This window comes from Roseofilum acuticapitatum BLCC-M154 (assembly GCF_030068475.1).
Lineage (GTDB): Bacteria > Cyanobacteriota > Cyanobacteriia > Cyanobacteriales > Desertifilaceae > Roseofilum > Roseofilum acuticapitatum.
This window is the reverse complement of record NZ_JAQOSP010000100.1, coordinates 36,817-61,384: the sequence shown is the minus strand read 5'-3', so window position 1 is coordinate 61,384 and position 24,568 is coordinate 36,817. Positions and strand designations below refer to the sequence as shown.

Annotated in this window: 27 protein-coding genes; 16 read left to right on the top strand and 11 right to left on the bottom strand. The window is 45.9% G+C overall.

The genetic code is table 11. The features are described 5' to 3' along the window. Window positions 1-225 precede the first annotated feature (225 nt). From PMG71_RS15025 to PMG71_RS15010, 4 genes are read left to right on the top strand one after another with little or no spacing between them, the layout of a single operon-like run. The gene (locus tag PMG71_RS15025; RefSeq protein ID WP_283754519.1) at window positions 226-1,416 is read left to right on the top strand and encodes a CHAT domain-containing protein; all 1,191 of its coding nucleotides are present in this window, start codon (window positions 226-228) and stop codon (window positions 1,414-1,416) included. A 20-nt stretch (window positions 1,417-1,436) separates the two neighbouring features. Continuing rightward, on the top strand, window positions 1,437-1,841 hold the full coding sequence (locus PMG71_RS15020; RefSeq protein WP_283754518.1) for a hypothetical protein: 405 nt from the start codon (window positions 1,437-1,439) through the stop codon (window positions 1,839-1,841). After that, entirely contained in the window at window positions 1,820-3,346 is a 1,527-nt protein-coding gene (locus tag PMG71_RS15015) for a coiled-coil domain-containing protein (protein ID WP_283754517.1), read from the top strand. The genes PMG71_RS15020 and PMG71_RS15015 overlap by 22 nt, the downstream gene beginning before the upstream one ends. A gap of 49 nt (window positions 3,347-3,395) precedes the next feature. Then, entirely contained in the window at window positions 3,396-4,751 is a 1,356-nt protein-coding gene (locus PMG71_RS15010) for a TrkH family potassium uptake protein (RefSeq protein WP_283754516.1), read from the top strand. A 65-nt stretch (window positions 4,752-4,816) separates the two neighbouring features. On the opposite strand, the gene PMG71_RS15005 is transcribed toward PMG71_RS15010, so the two are convergent. Next, a complete protein-coding gene (locus tag PMG71_RS15005) occupies window positions 4,817-5,023 on the bottom strand; it encodes a hypothetical protein (protein ID WP_347179297.1) in 207 nt (68 codons plus the stop codon). A gap of 48 nt (window positions 5,024-5,071) precedes the next feature. After that, window positions 5,072-7,039 carry a WD40 repeat domain-containing protein gene (locus tag PMG71_RS15000; protein ID WP_283754514.1) on the bottom strand — a complete coding sequence of 656 codons (1,968 nt, stop codon included), beginning with the start codon at window positions 7,037-7,039 and terminating at the stop codon, window positions 5,072-5,074. A gap of 107 nt (window positions 7,040-7,146) precedes the next feature. Between PMG71_RS15000 and PMG71_RS14995 the strand changes: the two genes are divergently transcribed. Beyond that, window positions 7,147-7,821: a hypothetical protein gene (locus PMG71_RS14995; protein WP_283754513.1), complete on the top strand. Its 675-nt coding sequence runs from the start codon at window positions 7,147-7,149 to the stop codon at window positions 7,819-7,821. A 39-nt stretch (window positions 7,822-7,860) separates the two neighbouring features. Beyond that, on the top strand, window positions 7,861-8,592 hold the full coding sequence (locus tag PMG71_RS14990; protein ID WP_283754512.1) for a hypothetical protein: 732 nt from the start codon (window positions 7,861-7,863) through the stop codon (window positions 8,590-8,592). A gap of 258 nt (window positions 8,593-8,850) precedes the next feature. On the opposite strand, the gene murD is transcribed toward PMG71_RS14990, so the two are convergent. Beyond that, window positions 8,851-10,212 carry a UDP-N-acetylmuramoyl-L-alanine--D-glutamate ligase gene (gene murD, locus PMG71_RS14985; RefSeq protein ID WP_283754511.1) on the bottom strand — a complete coding sequence of 454 codons (1,362 nt, stop codon included), beginning with the start codon at window positions 10,210-10,212 and terminating at the stop codon, window positions 8,851-8,853. 121 nt (window positions 10,213-10,333) lie between these two features. Between murD and PMG71_RS23965 the strand changes: the two genes are divergently transcribed. Then, window positions 10,334-10,453 carry an NAD synthetase gene (locus PMG71_RS23965; protein ID WP_347179296.1) on the top strand — a complete coding sequence of 40 codons (120 nt, stop codon included), beginning with the start codon at window positions 10,334-10,336 and terminating at the stop codon, window positions 10,451-10,453. A gap of 17 nt (window positions 10,454-10,470) precedes the next feature. Here the strand turns inward: PMG71_RS23965 and accB are convergent, their stop codons facing one another. The 7 genes from accB to PMG71_RS14950 form a co-directional block, all read right to left on the bottom strand. Further along, complete coding sequence (gene accB, locus PMG71_RS14980; protein ID WP_283754510.1) at window positions 10,471-10,959, bottom strand: acetyl-CoA carboxylase biotin carboxyl carrier protein; 489 nt, start codon at window positions 10,957-10,959, stop codon at window positions 10,471-10,473. Window positions 10,960-11,023: 64 nt separating this feature from the next. Next, window positions 11,024-11,584 carry an elongation factor P gene (gene efp / locus PMG71_RS14975; protein WP_283754509.1) on the bottom strand — a complete coding sequence of 187 codons (561 nt, stop codon included), beginning with the start codon at window positions 11,582-11,584 and terminating at the stop codon, window positions 11,024-11,026. 124 nt (window positions 11,585-11,708) lie between these two features. Further along, entirely contained in the window at window positions 11,709-12,950 is a 1,242-nt protein-coding gene (gene argJ, locus PMG71_RS14970; RefSeq protein ID WP_283754508.1) for a bifunctional ornithine acetyltransferase/N-acetylglutamate synthase, read from the bottom strand. Between the two features lie 279 nt (window positions 12,951-13,229). After that, window positions 13,230-13,592, bottom strand: coding sequence for a GrrA/OscA1 family cyclophane-containing rSAM-modified RiPP (gene grrA, locus PMG71_RS14965; RefSeq protein WP_283754507.1), 363 nt, complete (start codon window positions 13,590-13,592; stop codon window positions 13,230-13,232). A 48-nt stretch (window positions 13,593-13,640) separates the two neighbouring features. Further along, window positions 13,641-14,411 (bottom strand): DUF554 domain-containing protein, encoded by a 771-nt coding sequence (locus PMG71_RS14960; RefSeq protein ID WP_283754506.1) that lies wholly within the window; start codon window positions 14,409-14,411, stop codon window positions 13,641-13,643. A gap of 51 nt (window positions 14,412-14,462) precedes the next feature. Beyond that, window positions 14,463-16,088 carry a trypsin-like peptidase domain-containing protein gene (locus tag PMG71_RS14955; protein WP_283754505.1) on the bottom strand — a complete coding sequence of 542 codons (1,626 nt, stop codon included), beginning with the start codon at window positions 16,086-16,088 and terminating at the stop codon, window positions 14,463-14,465. A 33-nt stretch (window positions 16,089-16,121) separates the two neighbouring features. Next, window positions 16,122-16,865 carry a hypothetical protein gene (locus tag PMG71_RS14950; RefSeq protein WP_283754504.1) on the bottom strand — a complete coding sequence of 248 codons (744 nt, stop codon included), beginning with the start codon at window positions 16,863-16,865 and terminating at the stop codon, window positions 16,122-16,124. A 228-nt stretch (window positions 16,866-17,093) separates the two neighbouring features. On the opposite strand from PMG71_RS14950, the gene PMG71_RS14945 reads away from it, so the two are divergent. Next, window positions 17,094-17,288 (top strand): hypothetical protein, encoded by a 195-nt coding sequence (locus PMG71_RS14945; RefSeq protein ID WP_283754503.1) that lies wholly within the window; start codon window positions 17,094-17,096, stop codon window positions 17,286-17,288. Here the strand turns inward: PMG71_RS14945 and PMG71_RS14940 are convergent. Beyond that, window positions 17,276-18,271 carry a carbohydrate kinase family protein gene (locus PMG71_RS14940; protein ID WP_283754502.1) on the bottom strand — a complete coding sequence of 332 codons (996 nt, stop codon included), beginning with the start codon at window positions 18,269-18,271 and terminating at the stop codon, window positions 17,276-17,278. The genes PMG71_RS14945 and PMG71_RS14940 overlap by 13 nt on opposite strands. A 264-nt stretch (window positions 18,272-18,535) precedes the next feature. On the opposite strand from PMG71_RS14940, the gene pedR reads away from it, so the two are divergent. The 8 genes from pedR (at window position 18,536) to PMG71_RS14900 (ending at window position 24,552) form a co-directional block, all read left to right on the top strand. Further along, entirely contained in the window at window positions 18,536-18,814 is a 279-nt protein-coding gene (pedR, locus tag PMG71_RS14935; RefSeq protein ID WP_283754501.1) for a photosynthetic electron transport-dependent transcriptional regulator PedR, read from the top strand. Beyond that, a complete protein-coding gene (locus PMG71_RS14930) occupies window positions 18,815-19,135 on the top strand; it encodes a hypothetical protein (protein ID WP_283754500.1) in 321 nt (106 codons plus the stop codon). After that, entirely contained in the window at window positions 19,135-20,409 is a 1,275-nt protein-coding gene (gene hisS, locus PMG71_RS14925; RefSeq protein ID WP_283754499.1) for a histidine--tRNA ligase, read from the top strand. The genes PMG71_RS14930 and hisS overlap by 1 nt, the downstream gene beginning before the upstream one ends. A 116-nt stretch (window positions 20,410-20,525) precedes the next feature. Next, a complete protein-coding gene (locus PMG71_RS14920) occupies window positions 20,526-20,777 on the top strand; it encodes a hypothetical protein (RefSeq protein ID WP_283754498.1) in 252 nt (83 codons plus the stop codon). Next, entirely contained in the window at window positions 20,778-21,245 is a 468-nt protein-coding gene (locus PMG71_RS23960) for a PIN domain-containing protein (RefSeq protein WP_283767472.1), read from the top strand. Window positions 21,246-21,317: 72 nt separating this feature from the next. Beyond that, complete coding sequence (locus PMG71_RS14910; protein ID WP_283754496.1) at window positions 21,318-22,727, top strand: hypothetical protein; 1,410 nt, start codon at window positions 21,318-21,320, stop codon at window positions 22,725-22,727. 66 nt (window positions 22,728-22,793) lie between these two features. After that, on the top strand, window positions 22,794-23,600 hold the full coding sequence (locus tag PMG71_RS14905) for a hypothetical protein (RefSeq protein ID WP_283754495.1): 807 nt from the start codon (window positions 22,794-22,796) through the stop codon (window positions 23,598-23,600). 163 nt (window positions 23,601-23,763) lie between these two features. Then, a complete protein-coding gene (locus tag PMG71_RS14900; RefSeq protein ID WP_283754494.1) occupies window positions 23,764-24,552 on the top strand; it encodes a radical SAM protein in 789 nt (262 codons plus the stop codon). Window positions 24,553-24,568 lie beyond the last annotated feature (16 nt).

Sequence of the window (24,568 nt, the reverse complement as noted above, 5' to 3'; positions counted from 1 at the left end):
TCCTTGATTTTTTTGAATTCTTCGATTAGGCTAGTAAGCATGATTTAATTTTTTGGAAAAAAGTGAGCTTTTCTTAATTTTACCGGGAAAAGTTCACTTTTCTTTTAAAGATTGCCCCGGACTTTGAAAACCCCCTGCTTTCCAAGGGGGGCAGGGGGGATCTCTCCGGAGCAACAGCAAGAAAACTCAGAACCCCCCTTTCCAAGGGGGGCAGGGGGGATCTCAGTGTGGATTTCCACCCCAGAAGCCTATACCCAACTACAACAACTCCGCCAAACCTATCTCGACACCTATGCCCAGAAAAAATCCCACTGGGAAGAGCAATTTAATCACTACCTGCATCGTCTCGCGGATATCCTGCATATCTCAGAACTGATTGCCCCCCTGACGGACAAATATCGCCAACTGATATTAATCCCCTATCGAGACTTGCACCTATTTCCCCTGCATATTTTACCCCTGGACAACTTATCCCCGGACAACAGCAGCAACCCGCAATATTTAGCCGATAAATTTGCCGATGGGGTGAAATATGCCCCCAGTTGCCAATTTTTGCAAAAAGTCTCCCACCGCAACCGCAAAACTACCTCAAGCCAACGCCTCTTTGCTATCCAAAATCCCACGGAAGATTTAGCCTACGCAGACTTAGAAGTAGAGGCAATTTTACCAAAATTCCCCACCACCACCCGCCATCTCGCCCGCAAGGAAGCCAGCAAAACCGCCCTCCAGGAACCCACCACCGTCAAGGATTTGCGCGAGGCAGAATATGTCCATTTTGCTGGACATGGGGCGTTTAACTTTGCCAGTCCCTTACTATCTCCTTTAGTTCTCGCGGGGGCGGTGGTAAAACGTGAGGACTCGCCACCCGAATCATCGCCCAGGGAAAATAACCCCGAACCAGAATTAACCGCCAATACTCGGTTTATTCCCTGGCGCAAAGGCAAAACCCTGGATTTAACCTTATGTTACACCTTGGGGGAATTATTCCAGCTTGATTTACCCTACTGTCGCTTAGTGATTCTCTCCGCTTGCGAAACCGGGTTAATGGACTTTTCCCCAGAGTTAGAAGAGTACATCAGTTTAGGACTGGGTTTCCTCTATGCGGGAGCAACCACCGTGATTTGTAGCCTCTGGGCGGTGAATGATGTCTCGACGGCGATTTTAATGGTAAAATTCTATGAGGAAATGCAGACTCAGCCCTCGGTTGCTCTGGCTTTAAAGCAGGCGCAAGAGTGGATGCGAACCGTCACGAAGCAGGAGTTAACAGCCTGGCTGAATGAGTCGCAGTCGGCGTTAACCCCTCATCCGAAGGCGAAGCTGCGAGAGCATTTACACTTAGGCTTAGAATTGCCCCAGCATCGACCCTATGAACATCCCATTCATTGGGCTGCATTTTGTGCCATTGGAATGTCGTAAGTTGTTTCTAATCTTCCGCCATGAACGAATCCACTGAAACCTTAGTCATGTTCGCCCAACTCCTAGAAGCCAAGCCCGCTATTCTCGGAGAAAACGCCCGCCAAAGCGCAGAGTCCTTAGCGGCTGATTTGAACAACCTCCCAGAACAAGATTTAGAACAAGCCGCCGCGAAAATCAGGAACTGGATGACACAATTTCCCCAGGAAATAAACATTCTAAAAAAGGCTCTGCAAGGACAACGAAAAGAGGTTGATGAACCCGTAGAAACCTCCCCAAAACCGATTATCCCCAACTTCCAAATTATCGAACAACCTGACGGAAACAGCCTAATTACTCCAGCTCCTGCCTCTGAATCCTGTCAACCCATCTCCCCGCTTCTTTACGTTCGTCAAACCTTGAGCCGATGGATTCGCAAACCGTCTTAACTTCTTCCCTTTATGCTCCCAATTTACATCTGTTTGCTTTCCATCTCTGGCGCGGGCTAACGGGAGAGCCGGAGTCTCTCGCGCCGAATTCCAAACAGTTGTGGAAACGGGGTGATGAGCTATTAGAAGCCTTGGGATTTGAGGAACGCTTACACCTCTATGGCTATCCCGAAAACTCAGAGGAACCCCCCGGCCCTCATGTTAATCTCAACCCTAATAAAGTTCTCAAACTAACGGGAACATTGCCTCAGTCAGATACTTTAATTACGGGGCGAGTGTTAACAGAGCGACGGTTTGATAGTTATAGTTTAACGGTTAATTTACGCCGCCCGGAACAGGAACAGGGACAGAAAACGGCGGCGGTTCCGCTTTCGTTTTGGCGCAATTTGAATACAGAAAAGCGGGTTTTTCTGCCTGATTTCCTAGAAAGTTCTTTGGGGCAAACCTTACTTTTAACAGCGTTTTTGCCGGAAGACCATCAAGACCAATCGGCGGAGAATTTGCAAGAGTTAGCCCGCCGTTGTTTACAACAGGTAATGCCCTCCCGTAAATTAAAACGTCTGCCACTCTGTCAGTTTGGGGAATTATTTGGGAGTCCCTTGTTTGAGTTTGGCGGTCAAATTTTGGATGCGAATGTTGCGGGAGACGCAGAGGGACAACCTCATGTATTAATTCTCCTGTTTCGAGGGGAATTACCGAGCGAAAAGTTTGTAGATAGCTATCAGGAATTTATTGATTTATTTTATTATCGAAATAAGGTTGTTTCTGCCTATCGGGAAACGCGGACATTATATCGAAAAGCCTATGAATCTTATACAGATTTAGAGAAAAAAGTCAAGTCTTTTAAACAAGAGTTAACCCAAAATACAAGCCGTTTAGCCTTAACTCAGGCGCAATTAGAAGATCTAAAAATGGTCTTAAAGGAGTTGGCGGCGTTGGATTTGGAGTATGCGCGACTGTTGCGAAATTATAAGCATTGTCGCAATACCATTAGTATCAATACGAAAAATTATCAGGTGACGTTGGCGGAGATTTTGAATAGCCTGCAAGAGCAAGAATATGAGGTACAGGCCCAGGAACTGGAGTTTTTCCGGGAGTTTACCCGTGTTACTGCTCCCTATTTTCAAGCTCGCATCGCTGACGAAATTAACTATTTTGTGGAGGGTTCCAGTTTAGCGGATAAAGCCATTGCCTCAATTCGCGGGATTGTGGAGATTGAACAAACCCAGCGCGATCGCAGTTTACAGGAACAAAACCAACAACTCCAAGACCAAATTCAGGCTATTGGTATGGGAATTGCTGTCGGTGCGATCGTTGCCTCCACCTCCACCCTCATCTTCCAGGAACCCTTGACATTTCCCTGGCAAGAGCATCATGGCAATGATCCCCATCCCTTTATCATCGCCTTCCTCCTCAGCTTTGCCTTCGCTGCTGTCGCCTGGGGTGGCGTAAAATTGTTCATCTGGTGCAGTGCTAGGGGGCGATCGGGTCACAAAACCCCTTAACATAGAATTTTGAGGGGAAAGGGTTCGGTAATTTTCATTTTTAATTGATATGAGTGTTGCGCGTACTATTTGTCTTGGTTTTTTGGCCGTCATTGCGATCGGTACACTTTTATTAATGTTACCCTTTGCCATTACCCCAGAGGGTTTCGCCACCATTGACGGGCCCCTAGATTACATGATGAAGGCCTTATTTACCTCCACCTCCTCCGTCTGCGTCACCGGCTTATCCATCGTCGATGTCGGTCAATTCTATACCTTTTGGGGACAACTGTTTTTGTGCTTGCTCTTCCAAGTCGGAGGATTAGGCTACATGACTGCAACCACCTTTCTCTTGCTGCTGTTAGGGCGACAGTTGGGACTCAGGGATAAACTCGCCATTCAGCAATCTCTGGATACTCAGGGGATGGAAGGGGTGGGGCAGTTGGTGCGATCGATTATTGGCATGACCTTAATTTTTGAGATTACCGGTATTTTTTTCTTATGGCAAGTTTTTCAACCCGATTATGGCGATGCTCAAGCATTATGGTTAGCTGTTTTTCACAGCATCAGCGCTTTTAATAATGCTGGATTTAGCCTCTTTAGCGATAGTCTTTCCTCCTATGCCACATCTACTCCCTTAGTTGCTGTAATTACCGCCTTAATTATCCTTGGCGGTATTGGCTATCAAGTGATTATGGAACTCTATACTTGGTTTTATCGCCGGGTGATTAAGCGCAACCAAGGGTTTACTTTTTCTCTCCATTTCAAGATTGTTACCAGTACGAATATTGCCCTGTTTCTGATTGGGGCACTTGCTTTTTTTCAAACCGAGTTTTATAATCCAGCCACCTTAGAATCCATGAACTTATGGGAAAAAGGTTTGGCTGCTTGGTTCCAATCTGTGACCACGAGAACGGCTGGATTTAACACCATTGATATTGGTCAAATGACCATCACTTCCTTATTCATCACCATTCCCTTAATGTTTATTGGTGCGAGTCCAGGCAGCACAGGAGGAGGAATTAAAACCACTACCTTTAGAATCTTACTCAGTGCCACCAGAGCCGCTTTGCAAGAGCGCGATCAAGTCTTGTGTTATAAACGGCAAATTCCTAATGTTTTACTGATCAAGGCGGTAGGGGTAATTATTGCTTCGCTGTTCGTGATTATTTGTGGCACAATTTTAGTCAGCATTGGTTCTGAAGAGATCGAATTTTTAGCTATCTTTTTTGAAGTGGTCTCTGCCTTTAGTACCGTTGGTCTATCTACAGGAATTACTGCTAGTTTATCTCAATTTTCTAAGCTGGTCATTATCCTGATCATGTATATCGGTAGAGTTGGAATTTTATTACTCATGGCTTCCTTTTATCAAAATACGAAACCCAAGGTGATTCGCTATTCTGAAGAAGATTTATTAATTGGATGACTCCCTGGGAAAAAAGATACTGGGTTCATGTTGTTGAGCTTCATTGAGCATGGTATCCCTAATGGCTAAAAGACTTGATCTTCAATGCCTTTCCACCATTGGCCGAGTTTCATTAAGTCTTCGTGAATTTCGGTTAATTGCTCCATGTACTCTTGGGGTTCAAGTTCGTGGCGACGCTCTTGTAGCTTTTTTAAGCGTAATTGGAGGAGCAACCAGGGTTTAGAGATGCCATCGGTGGCTTCTATATAGCGGGCTAAAGCTTGACTATTCACGATCGCACACTCCTCAGTAATCATCAACTTACTCTCTATTATGATCCCCTAGCGCCAAACTTGCTGGGATTTCCCCGTCATTAAGTCCCATAAGCGGATGGTTTGATCCATGCTACCGGTAGCAACAGTGCGGTTATTGGGGTGGATAGAAAGGGCTGAAACCCCTCCAGTATGACCCCTTAAGGTATGCATTAATTCCCCGGTGACTAGGTTCCAAACTTTGACTTCTGGGCTACTTGACCCGGTGACGATATAGCGGGCATCTTGGGTAATAGCGAGCGATCGCACCTGAGAGTCATTTTCCTGTAAACGACGACTTGTGGGAATCTCTTGCTTTTCTTGCTCAACCGGTCGCAAATCCCACACGCGCACTTGGCCGTCTTCTCCTCCAGAGACTAATAATTTACCATCTCTGCTCAAGGCCAAACCGTAGACCGCACCCCGATGAGCGGGAAAACTAGAGACTAATTCTAAGCGATTCAGATCCCACAGGTGAACCACACCATCGGCGCTACCAGAGGCTAACCAACGGCGATCGCCACTCAAAGTAACGGTATACACGGTTTCTTTGGGGCCGCCTAGAGTTTTCAATAATACCCCCGTTTGCAGATCCCATAACTTGACGGTGCGATCGTCTCCTCCACTGACCAACAGTTGACTATCAGCACTAATCGCTAAACTATACACTCCCCCCTGATGGGCCGTGAGGGTCTCAATTAATCGTCCCGTAATCAAATTCCACAGCTTAATTTTGCCGTCAAAACTGCCACTGGCAACCACCGGTTGAATGGGACTGACGGCTAAAGACCAAATGGAGCTATCATGACCTGAAAAGGTATGCAGAGGAGAAGTATGATCCCGTGCAGCAACGGGCCAAATTTTCAAACTTTGGTCTAAACTACTACTAATTAATAGATCTCCAGTCCCCGTAAATCCTAGGGCAGAAATCATATCGCCATGGGGGGTGAAATTGTCGGGAAAGAGACGAGTATCGAGATTCCAGAGATTGACGATTGCATCATCTCCCCCACTAATTAAGGAACGACGATCTGGGGTAAAGGCGATCGCACTCACTCCCGTATCATGACCGGAAAAGGTCTGAATTTCGGTTCGCGTATCCATATTCCACAACTTCACCGTGCCATCATCGCTACCACTGGCTAAAATATTCCCAGTGGGACTAAATTTCAGGGACAAAACTCCCAAGCGATGACCGGTTAACAGAGTTTCAAGTAATCCCGTCCGCACATTCCAAACGGCGATCGCCGATTCAAACCCACTACTCACCAAAATCTGTCCATCTTCACTCAAAGCCAACGCTAAAATACCACCGGTTGGCGACTCTAAAACCTGTTGTTCTTCACCCGTATACAGATTCCAAAAGCGAATAGTTGCATCCGCACTGCCACTAATTAACGTATTCCCATCCGGTGTAAACGTTAACGCTTGCACCCAATCTTCATGACCTTCTAAAACCCCGATCGCCTTTCCCGTTTCCAGATTCCACAAATGAATCGTCCGATCCAATCCCCCACTCGCTAAAATCCGTCCATCCGGACTAATCGCTAGAGCTAAAATACCATTACGATGACCCGTAAATGTGGTCATTTCCTCTCCCGTTTCCGTATTCCAAACCCGAATCGTGCGGTCTAAACCCGCACTAGCCATTAATTTCCCTTGTGGACTCATGGCCAAAGCTAACACTGCTTCCGTATGACCCGTTAGCATCCCTATGGGGCGATTTTCCCACAAATCCCACAGATAAATCTGATTCTCTTCTCCCGCACTAGCAATGATGCGACCATTGGTACTGACTGCGACTGCTTTTACTGCTGCTGTATGTTCTGATAATCGTTGAGTCGGTGGAATTCCAGGGGGAACACTACGGAGCGGCTGCACCGGTTGGGCGATAATACGACCCATCCCTGGATCTATTCCTAATGCTATTCCCGAACCTTGCACCAGCACAGAAACAGCCACCATCCATAGGATCTTAAATAAGCTTGAATATTTCATACAATTGATATTCATCCCCAAAATTCAGCTTACAATAGAACATGGGAACTTGAAAATTATTTTTTCAGTCATTCCATTATAATACATTACTTAAAAAGTCAAGAATTATGAATTATTTTTCCATCGTCATGCAGATGCTTCGAGAGCGAAATTCATTCATGGATGAAATTTACCAAGGGATTAAAATTAAATCCAAAATTACGGGATTATTCATTTCTAGTTCTCTATTTTTCGCCTTTTATGGATTGATTATGGGAGCCTATGGTCATTGGTATCAATCCCTAGTCTCTAGCATCAAACTCCCCGCCCTATACTTACTCACCTTAATCATCTGTTTTCCGACTTTATATCTATTTAATGTCTTATTTGGCTCTAAATGCAATCCCGAACAATATCTTTGTTTACTCATGAGTGCCATGGGATTGATTAGCATTTTACTGTGTGGCTTTGCACCTATTACCGTTTTCTTTCTCTTAAGTATCCCCGACTATCACTTTTATCTCCTCTTGAATGTTTTAATTTTAGGAATCACAGGATGTTTCGGGATTCAGTTCTTTTACGAAAGCATGAAAAAACTGATGAAAACCGATGATATTGGGTATGAAATTCGCCACAAAATTCTGTTAGGATGGTTGTTCCTCTATGGTATCATTGGCAGTCAACTTGGTTGGACACTGCGGCCTTTTATGGGAACTCCAGGCAAAGCATTTGAACTGTTCCGTCCTCTAGAAAGTAATTTTTATAGTGCGGTTTTCAGGTCGTTTCTTGCTTTATTTAACTAATTTCACTCAATCCCATCTGTATGTTGTCCCCAAATCATTATGAATTCAGACTCAGAAGATCTGCGAATATCCGATGAAACCCTGCAAAAAATCAGTGGTATTTCTATCCATGATAGTTTCCTGGGAGAATATTATCGGGTTTGGGCGAAAGTTAGTCATCAGGAATCTAATGAGGAAAAAAGAAATGCAGCTCTGCTGAAATTTTCGGGATTAGAGTTAGGGTTATTTTTCCTCACCTTAGTGATTGCTTCTGGTACAACACTACTGGTGATTAAAAATTCCTGGAATAGCGCTAATCCGAATTACTGGCTACCCGTCGCCTCTAGCTTGGGGTTGACTGCTTTTTTGTTTTTGATGATTAATCTCTACGTTTATTTAAATTCTAAACCTTTAATTTACTTGCTCAATCTTTTAAATGAACTGGACAATTATGAGCGCATTGTCACCATATTCTATCGCATGGATGGGTTAATTACTGACGGTTATATGGAGCAAGATACTGAGAATCGTCATCAAATGGTTCAAGCCCTAAAAATTACTAAAGATAGCTTTATCCATGCCCTGAAAGCAGAACGACTGGTGCGCGAGTATCATCAAGTCCAATTACCCGATGATTTGTTCCATCAATTAGATCGCAATTTGTCGGATTTAATTGATTTTGATGTTCAAGGTCAAGATGGTCATTATGGACGCTTAATTAATGAAACGTTGGAAATTGGCATTAGTGTTCATCGGGAACTGAGGAAATTGCAACAGGTGAGTGGGAGATAATATCATACAGCAGTTTTCGCGCTTTATGTGGGACATTTTGATCCCCCTTTCATGTCCGCTTGCGGAAAATCCCCCTTAAAAAGGGGGACTTTCTTATTCCCCCCTTTTTAAGGGGGGCTAGGGGGGATCTTTTCCTACTGTCCACCAATACAGCGCTTTGCGCTGTATCAAATTCGGTTAAATACCCTAATTAAAAATCTAGGGAGGAAGATGCTCCCACTCCATAATATCAAATTTGAAATTTATTCCCCTAAATTCTCAGCTCTTACCTGTCATTTCTAAACACAACTGGCGAAAATGATCGCCCCGTTGTTCAAAATTGGCATATTGATCGAAACTGGCGCAGGCAGGGGAAAATAATACCCCTTTAGCTTTATAGTGTTGGGCTAGGACTAAGGAGCGGGGGATAGCTCGATCCAAGGTTTCCAGGATTTCATAGCCATGATAACCGACAGCTTGTAGGCGTTGGGCAAAATGGGGAGCAGCATCGCCAATGAGGAGGACGGCTGCTGCTTTAGATTTAATCCGATGCAACCATTGGGTATCATCGCCTTCTTTGGCTTCTCCACCAGCAATTAAAATAACTGGCGCTGGCACTGCGGATAACCCGACTTCGGCAGCATCATAATTGGTGGCTTTACTATCATTAATAAAGTCAATTTGATCCAGGGTACAAATGAGTTCTAAGCGATGGGGAACGCCGGGAAAAGTGACAATCGCCTCAGCAATGGCTTCCCGTTCAATACCCGCTAACCGAGCCACAGCCACAGCCATTAAGAGATTTTGCTGATTATGGGCCCCCACCATCCTTAAGCTGGCAGCCGGTAAAATGGGGTCTCCTTGCACTATTACCCATCGGTCTTGAATATAAATACCCTTTTGGGGAGAGGTGACTAAATGCTGTTTGCCTTGAGTGCTAGTCCAATAGGCATCAGGCCATTGTTCGAGGCCAACTTGATGTAAATAGGCATCATCGCCATTCAAGACTTGCTGATGCGATCGCCGCAAAAGTTGCGCTTTAATGGTGTAATAATTTTCCAGGGTTTTATGGCGATTGAGATGATCGGGGGTAAACGTTGTCCAAACCCCAATTTGCGGAGACAGGGTAGAGGAAGATTCAATCTGATAACTACTAATTTCCGCAATCACCCAATCGGGGCGTTTTTCCCCCAGGGCCAACTCGCAGGCAGCGTAGCCAATATTACCACAGGCAGGAGCATGGAAGCCAGCCGTCTGGAAAATCGCCGCAATTAAAGCCGTAGTGGTGGTTTTCCCATTGGTTCCCGTAACCCCTACCCAAGGAATATCCTTGAGTTCTCGCCAAGCGAGTTCCATTTCCCCCAGAGTTTCAATGCCTTGCGCTCTAGCTTGCAGCAATATCGGAATATCCCAGGGAACCCCAGGACTAACCACAATTTGTTCGGGAAGCGGGGTATCCTCTAGACTAAAGGAATGTCCGATCTCGCAGGCAATTCCCAGATCCTGAAGAGTTTTCTGTTGTTGGCGTAAGGAGTCTGAGATTTGGCGATCGCTCACTTTTACCTGCCATCCTTGGCGGTGTAGCAGTTTAGCGGCTGCGATTCCCGATTTACCTAAACCAATCACATGAGCAAGGGGCATATCTTTTTAGCAACAAGGGTTTGTTACTTAATGATAAGGGTTTGTGTGATATTCTGAACCTTTGAGTTGGAGTGAATCACACTTCAAGCCTATTCAAAGATAGCCAACACTCAGAGGAATCATGGAAAATACACAGGTTTTAGATTGGATTGCGGGGGGATTAGCGATCGCCATTGCCATCGGCGGTTTAGTCATGCTCTTCCAAGGATTAGCCGGTTTTAATGAGCAGGATAAAAAGTGAAATCCAGGCAGTTAACCCTAATTCGGTTTCACTCTCATTAACACCTGTCCAAACTCAACCGGTTGGGCATTGTCCACCAAGATTTCTACCACTTCTCCAGAGACTTCCGCCTCCAGCTCATTCATCAACTTCATCGCCTCAATAATACACACCGTATCCCCCACCCGAATGCGAGCGCCCACCTCCGTAAAAGGCGGTTCATCTGGAGCTGGAGCGCGATAGAATGTCCCCACCATTGGGGACTTAATCTCTTCTAATTTTTGCTCTAGAGGAGGTGGAGAGGGTTCACTGACTGGAGGTGTGGGTGGAGCGAGCTGTGTGGGGGTAGGGACTGGACTTTGGACAACCGGGGAAGAGACAGCAACATGAGATACGCTGGCAATAGCGCCAGTTTCTCCCTTACGAACTGTCAGTTCAAAGGCATCACTCTTCAACGTCAACTCCGCAATATCGGTTTGACTTAAAGTAGTAAGTAGTTCACGGAGTTCGTCAAAGTTCAAATTCACAGTTGCTTCACCCTTTCTCTAGTGCTTGGAATGTAATGTTTTTAAACAGATTAAGTTGATGGAATTACTTTTCTCGACCTAAATAGCTATCATCACGGGTATCGATTTTAATCTTTTCACCAATGGAGATAAACAAAGGAACCATCACCTGAGCGCCGGTTTCCACGGTAGCTGGTTTCGTGCCTCCCGTAGCCGTATCTCCCTTGACTCCTGGATCGGTTTCTACAACTTCTAAAACAACGGAGTTGGGCAATTCCACATCGATCACTCTCTCACCCCAGGTGAGGATATTCACTTCCATTCCTTCTTTAAGATACTTAACGCGATCGCCAATTTGGTCTTCATTGAGGCGACTCTCTTCATAGGTCACCATATCCATGAACACTAACTGATTCGCATCGCGATAAGTAAACTGTTTTGTATTCTTCTCTAAATTCGCTTGAGGGACTGTTTCCCCGGCGCGGAAAGTTCGCTCAATTACACTTCCCGTTTGGGCATTCTTCAGCTTCGTGCGGACAAAGGCAGATCCCTTACCTGGTTTAACATGCAAGAACTCGATTACCCGCCATACACTGCCATCGAGTTCGATGGTCACGCCCGTTCTAAAATCGTTACTCGAAATCATAAAAACGCTGGGTCGATTTAGATTATGCAATCATTGGCATCCTATTTTAACCCCCCTGGGGCCTTTTGTTTAAGTTTGTTGGTGATGGGGATGGGGAGATTCCCTATTCCCCATTCCCTATTCCCTAAGTGGTGTATTCAGCGTTTATTTTCACGTAATCGTAGCTGAGATCGCATCCCCAAGCCTTGGCAGTACCGGGGCCATTGCCGATGGAAACGCCGATTTTCACCGTATCGTCTTGTAAATATGCGCCTTGGGCCGCTTGTTTCATGTATTGACTAGCCCCATCCCGGTCAAAAGTGAGGGGTTGGCCATTTTCCATCATCTTGAAGTCACCTAACATAATATTCAGGTTTTCGGCTTCAAAGTGGACTCCAGCACGGCCTGCTGCTGCGGCAATGCGTCCCCAGTTGGGGTCACGGCCAAAAATAGCCGATTTAACTAGGGAAGAACCGACAATAGTTTTGGCGACTTGACTGGCAGCTTGTTCATTATCTGCACCAGAGACTTCGACTTCGACTAAACAGGTGGCTCCTTCTCCATCACGAGCCATGGCCTTGGCTAGATGCTGGCACACTGCGGTTAGCATGGCTTCGAGTTTTTCTGCTTCTGGCCCCATGGTGGTAATGGCTGGAGTGCGGGATTGACCGTTGGCCAGGGCAATCAAGCTATCATTGGTGCTGGTATCGCCATCAACCGTAATTTGGTTAAAGCTGCGGTTAGCCGCTCGACTGAGCATTTCTTGCCAGAGATGGGGCGAAACGGTGGCATCACAAGTGACGAAGGAGAGCATGGTGGCCATGTTGGGATGGATCATCCCGGAGCCTTTGGCAATACCGCCAACACGCACGGGGCGATCGCCAAATTGAGCCTCTAGAGCAATGGTTTTCGGCACTAAATCTGTGGTCATAATCGCTCTAGCAGCCGTCTTCGATCCTTCACTAGATAAACTAGAGACTACTTGGGGAATACCCGATCGCATGATGTCCATTTTGATCCGTTGACCGATCACCCCTGTAGAGGCCAAAAGGATCGAATTGGGATCGACATTCAGAGCTTCTCCCAACAGGGATGCACACTCTAGGGCATCTTGCCATCCTGCTTCCCCTGTGGCGGCATTGGCTTGACCGGAGTTACATAAAATCGCTTTAGCACTCGCTTTTTGCTCTAAGCGTTGACGACAATAGTCTACGCAAGCAGCGCGAACTTGTACCGTAGTAAAGACTCCGGCGGCGATCGCCTCCACATCTGATACAATCAAGGCTAAGTCGGGTTGTCCTGAAGCTTTTAACCCTGCTGTAATGCCTGCGGCTTGATATCCCTTGGGGGCAGTGACTCCACCTTCTATTAATTGCCAGTCTGACATACCTGTAAATTCCCCTGCTGTCAATGGGTACGAGAGGCAATTATAGCGCCTTGTGGGGGGAATGGTTAATGGATTTGAAGCACCCCTTAAGATTCTATAGCTAAATTGTTTATGCTCCCCTAGATCCTAGAGAACCCACCCCTACAGTAAATCATCGTAGTTTGAAACACACCGATCGTAGGGACAGGTTCACTACCATGGAGGAAATCTACTATCGATCATTTCGATCAATTTTCTACAGCTCCCTGCTTTCCCCGTGATGCGGGTTCTGGGTTCTGCCTAAAAATTGCGGAAGTTCACAAAACCACCCCCATCGCGCCATCCATTGCGCCATCCACCCCCATTCCGAAAACTGCCGCCATTGCGCCATCCGCCACTATTTCTGAAGCCACCCCCATTGCGGAAAACATTACGAAATTGGGCGATATCCTTGCTATGTTCAGTTTCCGTAGATTGGGGAATTGAGTCTAACTGTTGCTCGCGATTTTGTAAGGTTTCCGTTAAGCGATTTAAGCGCTGTTCCAGGTTAGAAGAGGGGTGAGAAAATTCAGATACACTTCCTGTTGCCTGAGCTGGGGAACCGCTCAAAGCCGATAGAGCTAATAAGAAACCGACTAAGCCGGTACTGGTCGTAATTTTCATCAATAACTCCTTTGCATAAGAGGCTCTCAAAGGATAGCATGGTCTAGATTAGGGGGTAAACCAAGAGGCGATCGTTCTCTGAATGGTTTGGGCGATCGCATAAATCAACGGTGCTAACGCCAATGCAGGTAAAAATGAGGCAATCCGCAGCTTACCGATATTAAGCAAATTCAAGCCCAAGCCTAGCATAATAATTCCCCCCACTCCAGTCACCAGAAAAATGCGTGGGTCGTTGGCTGGGTCGGGTACAATATGAGTCAGGCTACCGGCGAGTAAAGAAATTCCCCCTTGAACGATGATAATGGTGAAGATAGAAAACCCCACACCAATGCCATAACTCCCAGTCAGCGCAATAGACACCAAACCATCCATGGTTGCTTTCAGAGCAATTAAACTATTATCACCCGTTAGTCCATTATTCAGGGAACCAATCAAGGTTAACGGCCCCACACAAAAAAGTAAACTCGCGGTAACAAACCCTTCCGTAAACCGTCCCCCTCCCCGAAACCAGATCTTCAGTTGAGAACCAATAGCATTCAGTCGCTCTTCCAGTTGCCACCATTCCCCCAACAATCCACCCAAAGTTAAACTCATCACCGCCAAAACCACCCCATCAACTGTTCCCGCTTGCCCTTGAGTTAAATTACCCGCCATACTCATCCCCAAATACAGAGTAATTAATCCCATTCCTTGAGTAATGGTATTTTGAATGCGCTGGGGCAATTGATTTTTCAGCAACAACCCTAACCCCGTTCCTACTAATACGGTTGCCACATTCATCCAGGTTCCACTGGTTCTTACCCAAAAATCAAACATCATATCAATTAATAACTAATAATTAACAATGGGGCATTATTTTTTCTTCCTGAATTAATTGCCCTGATGCTGCCAAATTAAAATCTGATTATCTAATCCCCCGGAAACGAGCCTGCGATCCTTAGCACTCAACCCCAGGAAAACGACATAATCTGAATGTTCTTTCACGGTGGACTGTAACTGACCAGTCTGTATATTCCAAAAGCGAATTGTCTTATCCCAACTGCCACTAATCAGGGTTTGATTATCTTCTTCTAGTGCTAAAGACCAAACGCCATCCGTGTGACCTTTAAGGGTTCGTTGCAATTCCCCTGTGGCTAAACTCCAGATGTTGATATCTCCTTCTCCACCGCTACTAGCTAGGGTTTGACTATCGACACTGAGGGCTAAAGCGAGAACCGATAAACGATGACCTTTGAGAACTTTGGTTAACTTAAAACTGGGTAATTCCCAAACTCGAATCGTGGTATCTTGGGAGCCACTAATTAACCATTTACCATCGGCAGAAATGGCTAAAGAACTGATTAAACCTTGATGACCGGCAAGGGTTTCTAGTATTTCATAGGTGTTGAGATTCCAAATGATAACTTGTTGATCCCATCCGCCAGAAACGAGGGTTTGACCGTCAGGAGAGAGGGCTAAAGCAGAGACAGCATCTCGATGACCGGTGAGGGTTTTTTGCAGTTCTCCAGAGGGCAAATTCCAGAGCTTAATGGTGCGGTCTTCGCTTCCACTAATGAGGGTTTTACCGTCAGGAGTGATGACTAAAGTATTGATGGCTTTTTGATGACCGGTGAGGGTTTTGATGGACTCTCCGGTGGCTAAATTCCAGAGGATAATTTGCCCATCACTATGACCACTGATGAGTATAGTATCTCCTATTACTACTGCGCCTAAAAATCCCCCTTCCCGGTGTAGGGTTTGACTTAACTGATATCCTCCGGCTACAACTGCTTCTGTGGCTGGAGCGGGGGTTTCACTCACCACGGCTCTAGAATCGGCTGCGGTGGGGGTGGGTTTTGGAGTGCTTTCCCACCAGGTTAAAATTTTATCGATTTTAATGCCAGCAGCAACGATTTGATCCGTATCTTCGACTAACTGAACTAAGCGATTAATACCGATAATTTCCCCTCGTTTGTTTAATACTGGGCCACCACTCATGCCCACGCGCACTATATTAGTATAATTTAAGGGCAGTTGGCTTTGATCGACCCCCTGAAGCAGTTGGATCAATTCCCCTTCGGTATTAACGAAAATTCGTTGGGGAACGGAGCCTCCAGAGCGGGGCCAACCGGCTACATAAATGGGGTTTCCGACTTCTTCTGCTTCCGGATTACCTATGTCGGCGGTGCGATAGGTTTTTGGACTGTGAAAGGCTAGGATGGCGATATCTTCTCCTGGCATCCGCAACCGATGGGAAGGGCTGACCCGATAGCGATCGCCATCTGGAGTAATAATGGTATAGTCTCCCGTTCGATCGACCACATGGGCATTGGTGACTACATAATACACTTGGTTTTCTGTGGTAAAAATGACTCCGCTACCCCCCTGGGGCCCCTCAATGCGAACCGTAATTTCTGAGGCGATGCGGTCAATCACCGGGTTGGCGACACTGGGAAGAGTAAGAGCTAGGCTAGGAGCGAGACTGAGCAGAGCAGCAGAGAGAAAACGAGTATACATTATCAATTGAAAATTAAAAATTAAATAGGATTTTTAAGGGCGATCGCTCACCGTCTTGATAAATTCTTTACCATTTTCTTCTAAGACCACAATCGGATTACCGCTAGAGGCAATTTCAATCCGTTTCACTCGTATTCTACCGTTGGACAGGGATTCACCCGCCACGACATAGCGAGAAGTTGGCTCATCTGGAGCCTTAAGAATGGCCCGCATCCCATCTGGAAGTTCTGCCACACCAGTCACTTTTACGGCTTCTGCTCCCGATGGTTTCACCGGGCTAGGAGCGGGTATAGGCTGCACTTGAGCCACTTCAATAGTTTGGGGTAGCTCTTGTACAGGAGTGGGTTGTAAGGTCGGCAATTGGGGTATGGGAGCTGGAACTGGAGGAGGTGGAGGGGTAACGGGTAAGGGTTGGACTGAGGGAACTGGATTAGGTTTAACGGTTACTTCTGGGGGAGGGGTCGAGGGTGGGGTTTTGGTAACCTTAATCTCGCCAGGAGTGACAATGGCATGGGTTTCTAAGGGACTAAAGGGATCGCGCTGACCTTCTTTGAGCTGTGCTAACCGTTCCTCAGCCGAGGTTGAAGGGGTTAATTGGGGAATTTGGGCTAAGGTGTTGCTCTCGTCTTTTTTTGGGGCAACCTGGGGAGAAGGGGAGGGATTGACCGCCACTTCTGAGTTAAGGACAGCACCCTCTTGGGATGTTTGGGGTGCATTACAACCTACTGTCGAGAATAAAGAAATACTGATGGCGCTGATCCACAGGAAGCGATTCATAACTAGAACTCCCAATCTTGCTATGCCTTCAGAATACAGCCTCTTGGCTGAATTGCAATGGGGAAGATGAGTGATTACCATTACCATTATAAGTTTTGTAACAATTTCCGGGCTTTTGCATAAAATCGCCGTCTTTTTTCCGAGACCCCTATAGAGACCTAATTTAATGCTCTGAAATCCCATCCTAGTTGAGGATGGGATTTTTTGAACTCACGAGGAGAGAATCCCATGTTTTTGCCGATCGCCATTTTTGCTATTCTTGTCATTTTATGGACACAGGAGACCTTAGTCGAGAAACCCCAGAAGAAGAAAACCCCAGAGGACAAACTGGGGGAGGCGATCGCCGAATATCTCAAGTCAGGGATTAGAATTCGCACAGATAAATCTGATCAGAAACGTCAAGACAAATATCAAGACAAATAGGACAGAGAAATCCCCTGTTCTTGGAGAAAGCTTTCCACCTGTTCGGCCGTCGGCCCAGCAGCAATAGCACCCGGTTCTAGGGTCGTTAATGCACCCACGGCTGCCGCATAAGTGACAATTTCCTTAACCTTTTGGGGATCTTGCAGGCTAGAAATCTGGTAACGATTCAATTGATGAACTAAACCCGCTACAAATCCATCCCCAGCTCCCGTCGTATCTTTTACGGGTACAGAAAAAGCCGGTAAAGTCCCTTCTCCTTCTCCGATCGCATATTGAATGGGTCGATCGCCAGCAGTAACCACCACCCCTTCTAAATCGGGAAACCGGTCTCGGATCGCCAATGGATCGGTGGTTTCAAACAAGACTTGGGCTTCTTCATCGCTCACTTTTACAAAATCGACTTGGGCTAATAAATCATAGATTAAGGGTTTGGCCAAATTGGGATCGGGCCAAAAAATGGGCCGCCAATTGACATCGACGACCAGTTTCAGGTGATATTGATTAGCGATCTCTAAAGCTTTGTGAGTGGCTTCCTGGGTTTGGGGATAAGCTAATTCCAGGGTTCCCAAAACCAAATATTCTGCCTCTCTAAATAGGTCTATGGGGAGTAATGCGCCATCGAGATAGGCATCCGCGAAGTCAGTGGTCGGCAGATCTCCAAAGCCTGCAAAATAGCGATCGCCACTATAGGAATGAACCACATAAACCTGGCGGGTGGGGGCACTGGGATGGCGTTGAATGCCTTGGATATCCACCTGCTGTTCTTGGAGAAACTGCACCAGGCGATCGCCCGACTGATCCGAACCGACACTGCCAATAAATGCTGATGGAGTCCCCAACTTGACTAATCTACAAGCTACATTAGCAGGAGCGCCGCCTGGGTAAGGAGTCCAGGACTTAACTTGATCGTAGGGAAGTCCAGCTTGGTCAGCCAGACAATCGCATAAAAGTTCACCTAAGCACAGAACCTGAGCTGTATTCATAGAAAGTTTTGCCGTAAGCCTAGAACCCTCAGTGTACTACTATTCCCAGTCGTTATCACCAACACAATTGAGACTCTAGCGGGGATCGTAAGCTAGTTCTGGAGATCGGACTCATCAAGAGTTTTCCCCGGCTGGCCGAGTCCGGCAAAATAGATCGGCTAAACTGGAAATCAAGACGACAATTGCAAAAATAGCATTGAGTTATAAGTTAAGTAGATATACTAAAGGATATATGCTTTCCATTAATCGAGATCAATCATCACTATGACTGTTAGCGAATCAATCAAGTCCATGTCTCTCTCAGACCGTGAAATTCAGGTAGTAGAATTGGTGGCCATGGGATTAGCCAACCAAGATATTGCCGAAAAGCTGGAAATCAGTAAACGCACGGTAGACAATCACATTAGCAATATTCTCAAAAAGACCAAAACCGATAATCGCGTGGAGTTGGTTCGATGGGCAATGAAATGGGGTAAAGTATGCATAGATGAGGTCAATTGTTGCACCCTACCCACTAACCCGACACAACCCGAAGACGAATAAATGTCATCTATACCCATGAAACCCCAATCTGCATCTGCCGTGGCTTCGGCTGTGAACCAGACGAAGCAAACCATTAGTTGGCCCAAGTTGCCTCTGGCGGTATACCGCGAAGTGGCAGCCCACTTGCGTCAAATTGATGGTGTGAACACGGGTTTATATCCCCGCTCTAGTTCGGAGTTTAATTATTATTTAAGCCAGGTTGGGGGGATGTGGATCGAATACCCAGCTTCTTTGGGGGCTGAAGATTTGGCCCGTATCGATCAAATCTTGGCGTACTATAGCGATCGCTATGGTGTCTGGAAATCAATTGACGAAAACTAATGGCTCAACTGCAAGGTATACGAGGAACTCGCGATATTCTGCCGGATGAGATAGCTAGATGGCAGTGGGTGGAATCCACTGCTCGCAAAATTCTATCTCAGGCCCGCTATCAGGAGATTCGCACGCCGATTTTTGAGCAAACGGAATTGTTTGCTAGGGGAATTGGGGAAGCGACGGATGTGGTCGGAAAGGAGATGTACACTTTTACCGATCGCGGCGATCGCTCCATTACCCTGAGACCGGAAAATACGGCCGGAGTGGTTCGATCCTATATCGAGCATAGTCTAAGCGCTAAAGGGCTTCAGCGTCTCTGGTACATGGGGCCCATGTTCCGGTACGAGCGGCCCCAAGCGGGACGACAGAGACAGTTTCATCAATTGGGGTTGGAGGCGATCGGAACTGCCGATCCGAGAGCGGATGCTGAGGCGATCGCCATTGCCACCCAAATTCTCAAATCCCTGGGACTCAAATCCCTGAAGCTAGACCTAAATTCGGTGGGGAACCGGGAAGACCGCTTAAACTATCGTCAAGCCCTGGTTGACTATCTGACTCCCTATAAAGAAGAGTTAGATGCCGACTCTCAAGACCGCTTAACCCGTAATCCCCTACGGATTTTGGATAGCAAGGACAAGCGCACCCAAGAAATTGTCCAAGATGCACCCAGTTTATTACAGTATTTAGGGGACTTCTCCCGCAATCATTTTGAACAGGTGCAAACCCTACTGACAGATTTGGGGATTGACTATCAGATTAATCCTCGCCTAGTTAGAGGACTGGATTACTATACCCATACCGCCTTTGAGATTCAATCCGATGATTTAGGGGCCCAAGCCACCGTTTGTGGGGGCGGACGCTATGATGGCTTAGTCGCCGAATTGGGGGGCAAAGAAACCCCGGCCGTCGGTTGGGCTATGGGATTAGAGCGCTTAATGATTTTAGTGGAAAAATTGGCTCAGATTCCCCAGTCTACTCTAGATTTTTATCTCATTTCTAGGGGCGAACTGGCAGAGCGCCAATCTTTGAAACTCGCTCAGGGGTTGCGGGAAACCGGATTTTCTGTAGAACTCGACCTGAGTGGCGCAGCTTTGAAGAAACAAATGGCTCGCGGGGACAAAAGTGGGGCGATCGCTTGTTTGATTTTAGGCGATCGAGAAGCCGAAAACCAAGAAGTGCAACTCAAATGGATGGCCACCAAAGAACAACAAACCCTCGAACAAACCGATCTCTTAAGCAACACCCCCTATTTACGCCAGCAACTCGATAAACACTCCTAAACTCGACCACGGAACCCCCTTAAACCCATTTTCGTCACCATTTTCTGAATAGATCAGAAGTATATACAATAATAGGCTGTAATCTTAGTCTGGTTAAGTAGAATGAAGGAGAAACAATGGAGGCTCTAAACTCAATGATACGAGAAAAACAGCACATCAGTAATGTAGGCTCAGATTCTGAATGGGATAGAGAAGAGCAAATTATCAAGAATCAAAAAGCGATGGAGATCCTTAAAGCGATGATGGATCGAAATCGTCGTAAGAAAACAACTGAAAAAGATTTAGAATTTTGGCGATTTGTTTATGAAACGATCGATAATCATCGCCCCGTTGGACAGAAGCTATTTTCTGAAAATAATGAAAATTAGATGATCGTTTTTATAGATAGTTCTATCTTGGGGGTACTTTGTAATCCTAATATTTCTTCAGAGAACGATAAATGTCAAAAATGGTTATATTCTTTACTAGCAAGAGGGTCTAGAGTCGTAACTTCATATATTTGTGATTATGAGATTAGAAGATCCTTAACACTTGCTTTGAAACAGGATCGCCAAATAAACGGATTAGAAAACCTCAATGATCTAAGTAATGTTATAGAATTCCTTGAGGTGACTAACAATGTATTGTACAGAGCAGCAGAAATTTGGTCAGAGGCTCAGTTGCAAGGACAACCGACAGCTCCTCGCCAAGCCCTAGATATTGATCTCATTATTTCTGCTCACTACCAAATCTTACAAGAAGAGTATCCCGGCCGTTATGTAGTTATTGCAACCAAAAATATTAAACATTTGAGTCGTTTTTCTACAGCAAGAGATTGGAAGGATATCAAATTATAGTACATCGCTTGTCCTGTCTCTTACACGATGTTTTATTGTTATTTGAAATAACCATAATTGTTAATTGTTCCTATGGCTCTTATTCCTCCCTACCTGATTATCTTTACCATTGCCCTAGTCATTCTCCCTTCCCTAGGGGCAATTCTCTTAAGGATGGCACTCCATTTACATCTTACCGTTCTTGCCCAAAAAGTGCGGCGACTGATTCACTGGCAACCCCTCAACCGCAAACCGGAAATCATTGAATATGTAGAACAACGGTATGCAGAATCGATTACTCGCTTAGAACAGGTTAACACTGGAGCGCTCATCGATCAAGTCTATAGTCAAGAGAAAGTTCTGTTTTTATCCTGCGATCAAATTGAATATTTAGGGCGAATTTTGCCCAACTTGCTATTATCCGTCGGACTTCTGGGAACCTTTATTGGCATCACCTTAAATCTAACTGCCTTAAGTGAAACCATCAGTAATAGCACCGCCACAGACATTAACGCTTTATTAGAAGCTTTGCAAAAACCCTTGCAAGGCATGGGGATTGCCTTTTTTACTAGCTTAGTGTCTATTTTGTTTAGTGCTGTCTTAACGGTTGTCAATGGCTTGTTTAACACCGCGATCGCCAAAACCAAATTTGTTGATGCTCTCGAAGACTATCTAGACAATGTTTATTTGCAAACCTTAGAACATAATACCCGATTTGATCGCATAATTCAAGGCATGAATCACTCTTTTGAAGGCTTTCTTAACCGGTTTGGGCAAATGGTGAGTGCCTCGGTCGAATTAGCCCTCAAAGAAAAAATGCAAGAGTTGGCAACTGAAAACCATCGCGCCGCAGAACTAGCGGAAAAAGTCTATAGTCGCTTAACTGAATCTACTTTAACCATTAGCCAAAGTACGGAAGAATTTAAGCAATCTGCCGATCGATTCTTAGCTGTTGCCCAACGCTTAGAAGATAGTCCCTTCCCCCAAAGTTTAGCTACTGCAACTGCTAGTTTAGGACAGCTTCAGCGCGGGTTCGATCAGTCGATTAATAGCTTAACGACTTCGGTGCAAACTATTGAAATTGCAGCATTAGAACTACAAAGTTATAGTAAGCGGTTGGCTAAATTTGGGGATCAGATGAGCCAAAGTCATCTGACTTCCCTAAAAGTGATTGAAACTCAACAGCAAAGTCAACAATCTCTTGAGAATATGATCGCCCAATTGCAAGCGGGGACTCAGGGCTTTCAAATGGCAGTGAAAGCGGTGGATCAATTGCAACGGCGCACCATTGCTAAAGCGGAAGATTTAGATGAGTTGCAAACGGAACTAAAGCAAGTGGTGACGGCACTCAATCAGGTGGCTCGTGCCATTGGGCAAGGGATGGAAAATTTAGGCAGTCATGTGACGACTTCAGAATCGATTCAAGATAATATTAAACAAATGAAAGAAACCCAAACCGAGCTGCTGAGACTGCGCCGCGCCCTAGAAAGTAAATCGAATTAGGGAATAGGGAATAGGGAATAGGATAAATCTGGTTTGACCCATTAGCAGTGTGAATCTCTATATATCATGACTCGTCGTAAATATCGCAATATAACTACTCAAGAAGATCTGAAAATTTGGACAGCGTTTACGGATTTAATGTCCAATGCATTCATGATCTTAACGTTGTTTTTGCTGTTAGCGTTAATTAAATCATTTTTTCTGAAATCGGTTTCTGATGCCAATGTTACCCGCTCCCAAGAATTAGAGTCCCAATTGGCTAATCTGCAATTAGAGTTAGATAGCAGAACCAGTGCTGTAGAAGGGTTAGAAGGTCAGGTGGCGAATCTGCAAGATCAATTGCAACGGCGGGAGAATGTGGTGCAAAAACTGCAAGGAGAAATTGAACGGTTAAAATCGCCTCCGGTGATTGTTTTGCGCGAGTCGCAGTCAAGGAGTTTTCCGTCTGGGAGTGCTGAACTTGCGCCAGATTTCCAACAGTATATTTCAGAGGATTTGGTGACGCAAATTGAAAGTTTTGCTCAAAATTATCAGGGCTATGTGGTGGAGGTGATTGGTCATACGGATGGTCAGGAAAATACGGGTAGTGTGAGTAATTTAGATGGAGTTTTAGAGGATGTGGTGGCTGGTAGTGCGTCAGTTTCTCGGCTGAATCCGGGATCGAATGCGGATTTGGGGTTGATGCGTGCGGTTGCGGTGGTGAAGGTGTTGGAGAGTAATCCTCGGTTGCAGTCGATGGGGTTAGAGTTTAAGGCCTATTCTGCGGCTCAATTGTATGGGGTTTCGGGGAATTTTGCGCCGACGGATGGTCGCGATAATCCTAGTCGCAGACGGATTGAGATTCGGTTTACTCCTCCTGCGGTGGAGCGGTAGTTGCTCTCTCCCTATATCCCTCTCCCACGGGAGAGGGACTTTCTCCCCTTCTCCTGTGGGAGAAGGGGTTGGGGGATGAGGGCTAAATCCTGATGCTTTTTTCGGGTTTCGGTCACAATAGAGAGGGAAGCGCGTTTTTTGAGCATAGATGGAGAGAATGGACATGGTAACGACAACGACGGAATTTAAGAGTGTGTATGGGCCGGTGGTTTCTTGGCGTTATGGGCGATCGCTGGGCATAGATCCGATTGGGCAAACGTCGGTTTGTTCATTTAATTGCGTCTATTGTCAGTTGGGAGAGATTGAGATTGTGACCCAAAAGCGGGCGATTTATGTGCCGACGGAAACGATTTTGGGGGATTTACAGGGGTTTGCTCCTTGGGATGTGGATGTGGTAACCCTGAGCGGGAGTGGCGAACCGACCTTAGCCCTAAATTTAGGGGAAATTTTGCAAGGCATCAAGGACATGACCCAAAGACCGACGCTGGTATTGACCAATGGTACGCTGTTGGATGATCCGCAGGTGCAAGGGGATTTGAAATATTGCGATCGCCTTTCGCTTAAACTAGATGCGATCGCGGCTAATCCTCTCAACCGGGTGAATCGTCCCGTGGACGGCTTGAATTTAGAGCAAATGTGGCAAGGAATGCTCGACTTTCGCCAACAGTATTCTGGAGAAATAGGGGTACAAACCATGATTTTGACCCCATGGGATGCTCAAACCCGCCATCAGTATATTGAGATGATGAAAGCCTTATCTCCAGTGGAAATTCAACTCAATACCCCCTCCCGTCCGAAACCGGTCAAACGACAATTAGATGGTCGGGGAAATCATTATGATGACCGTCCCTATGAGGTGAGACACTTGAAATGTGTGGAGCTAGAAGTATTGCAAGCCTTTGCCGAAGAAATTGAACAAGAGACTCATATTCCCGTGCGCTATCGAGGGTAAGATCAAGTCTAGAAAA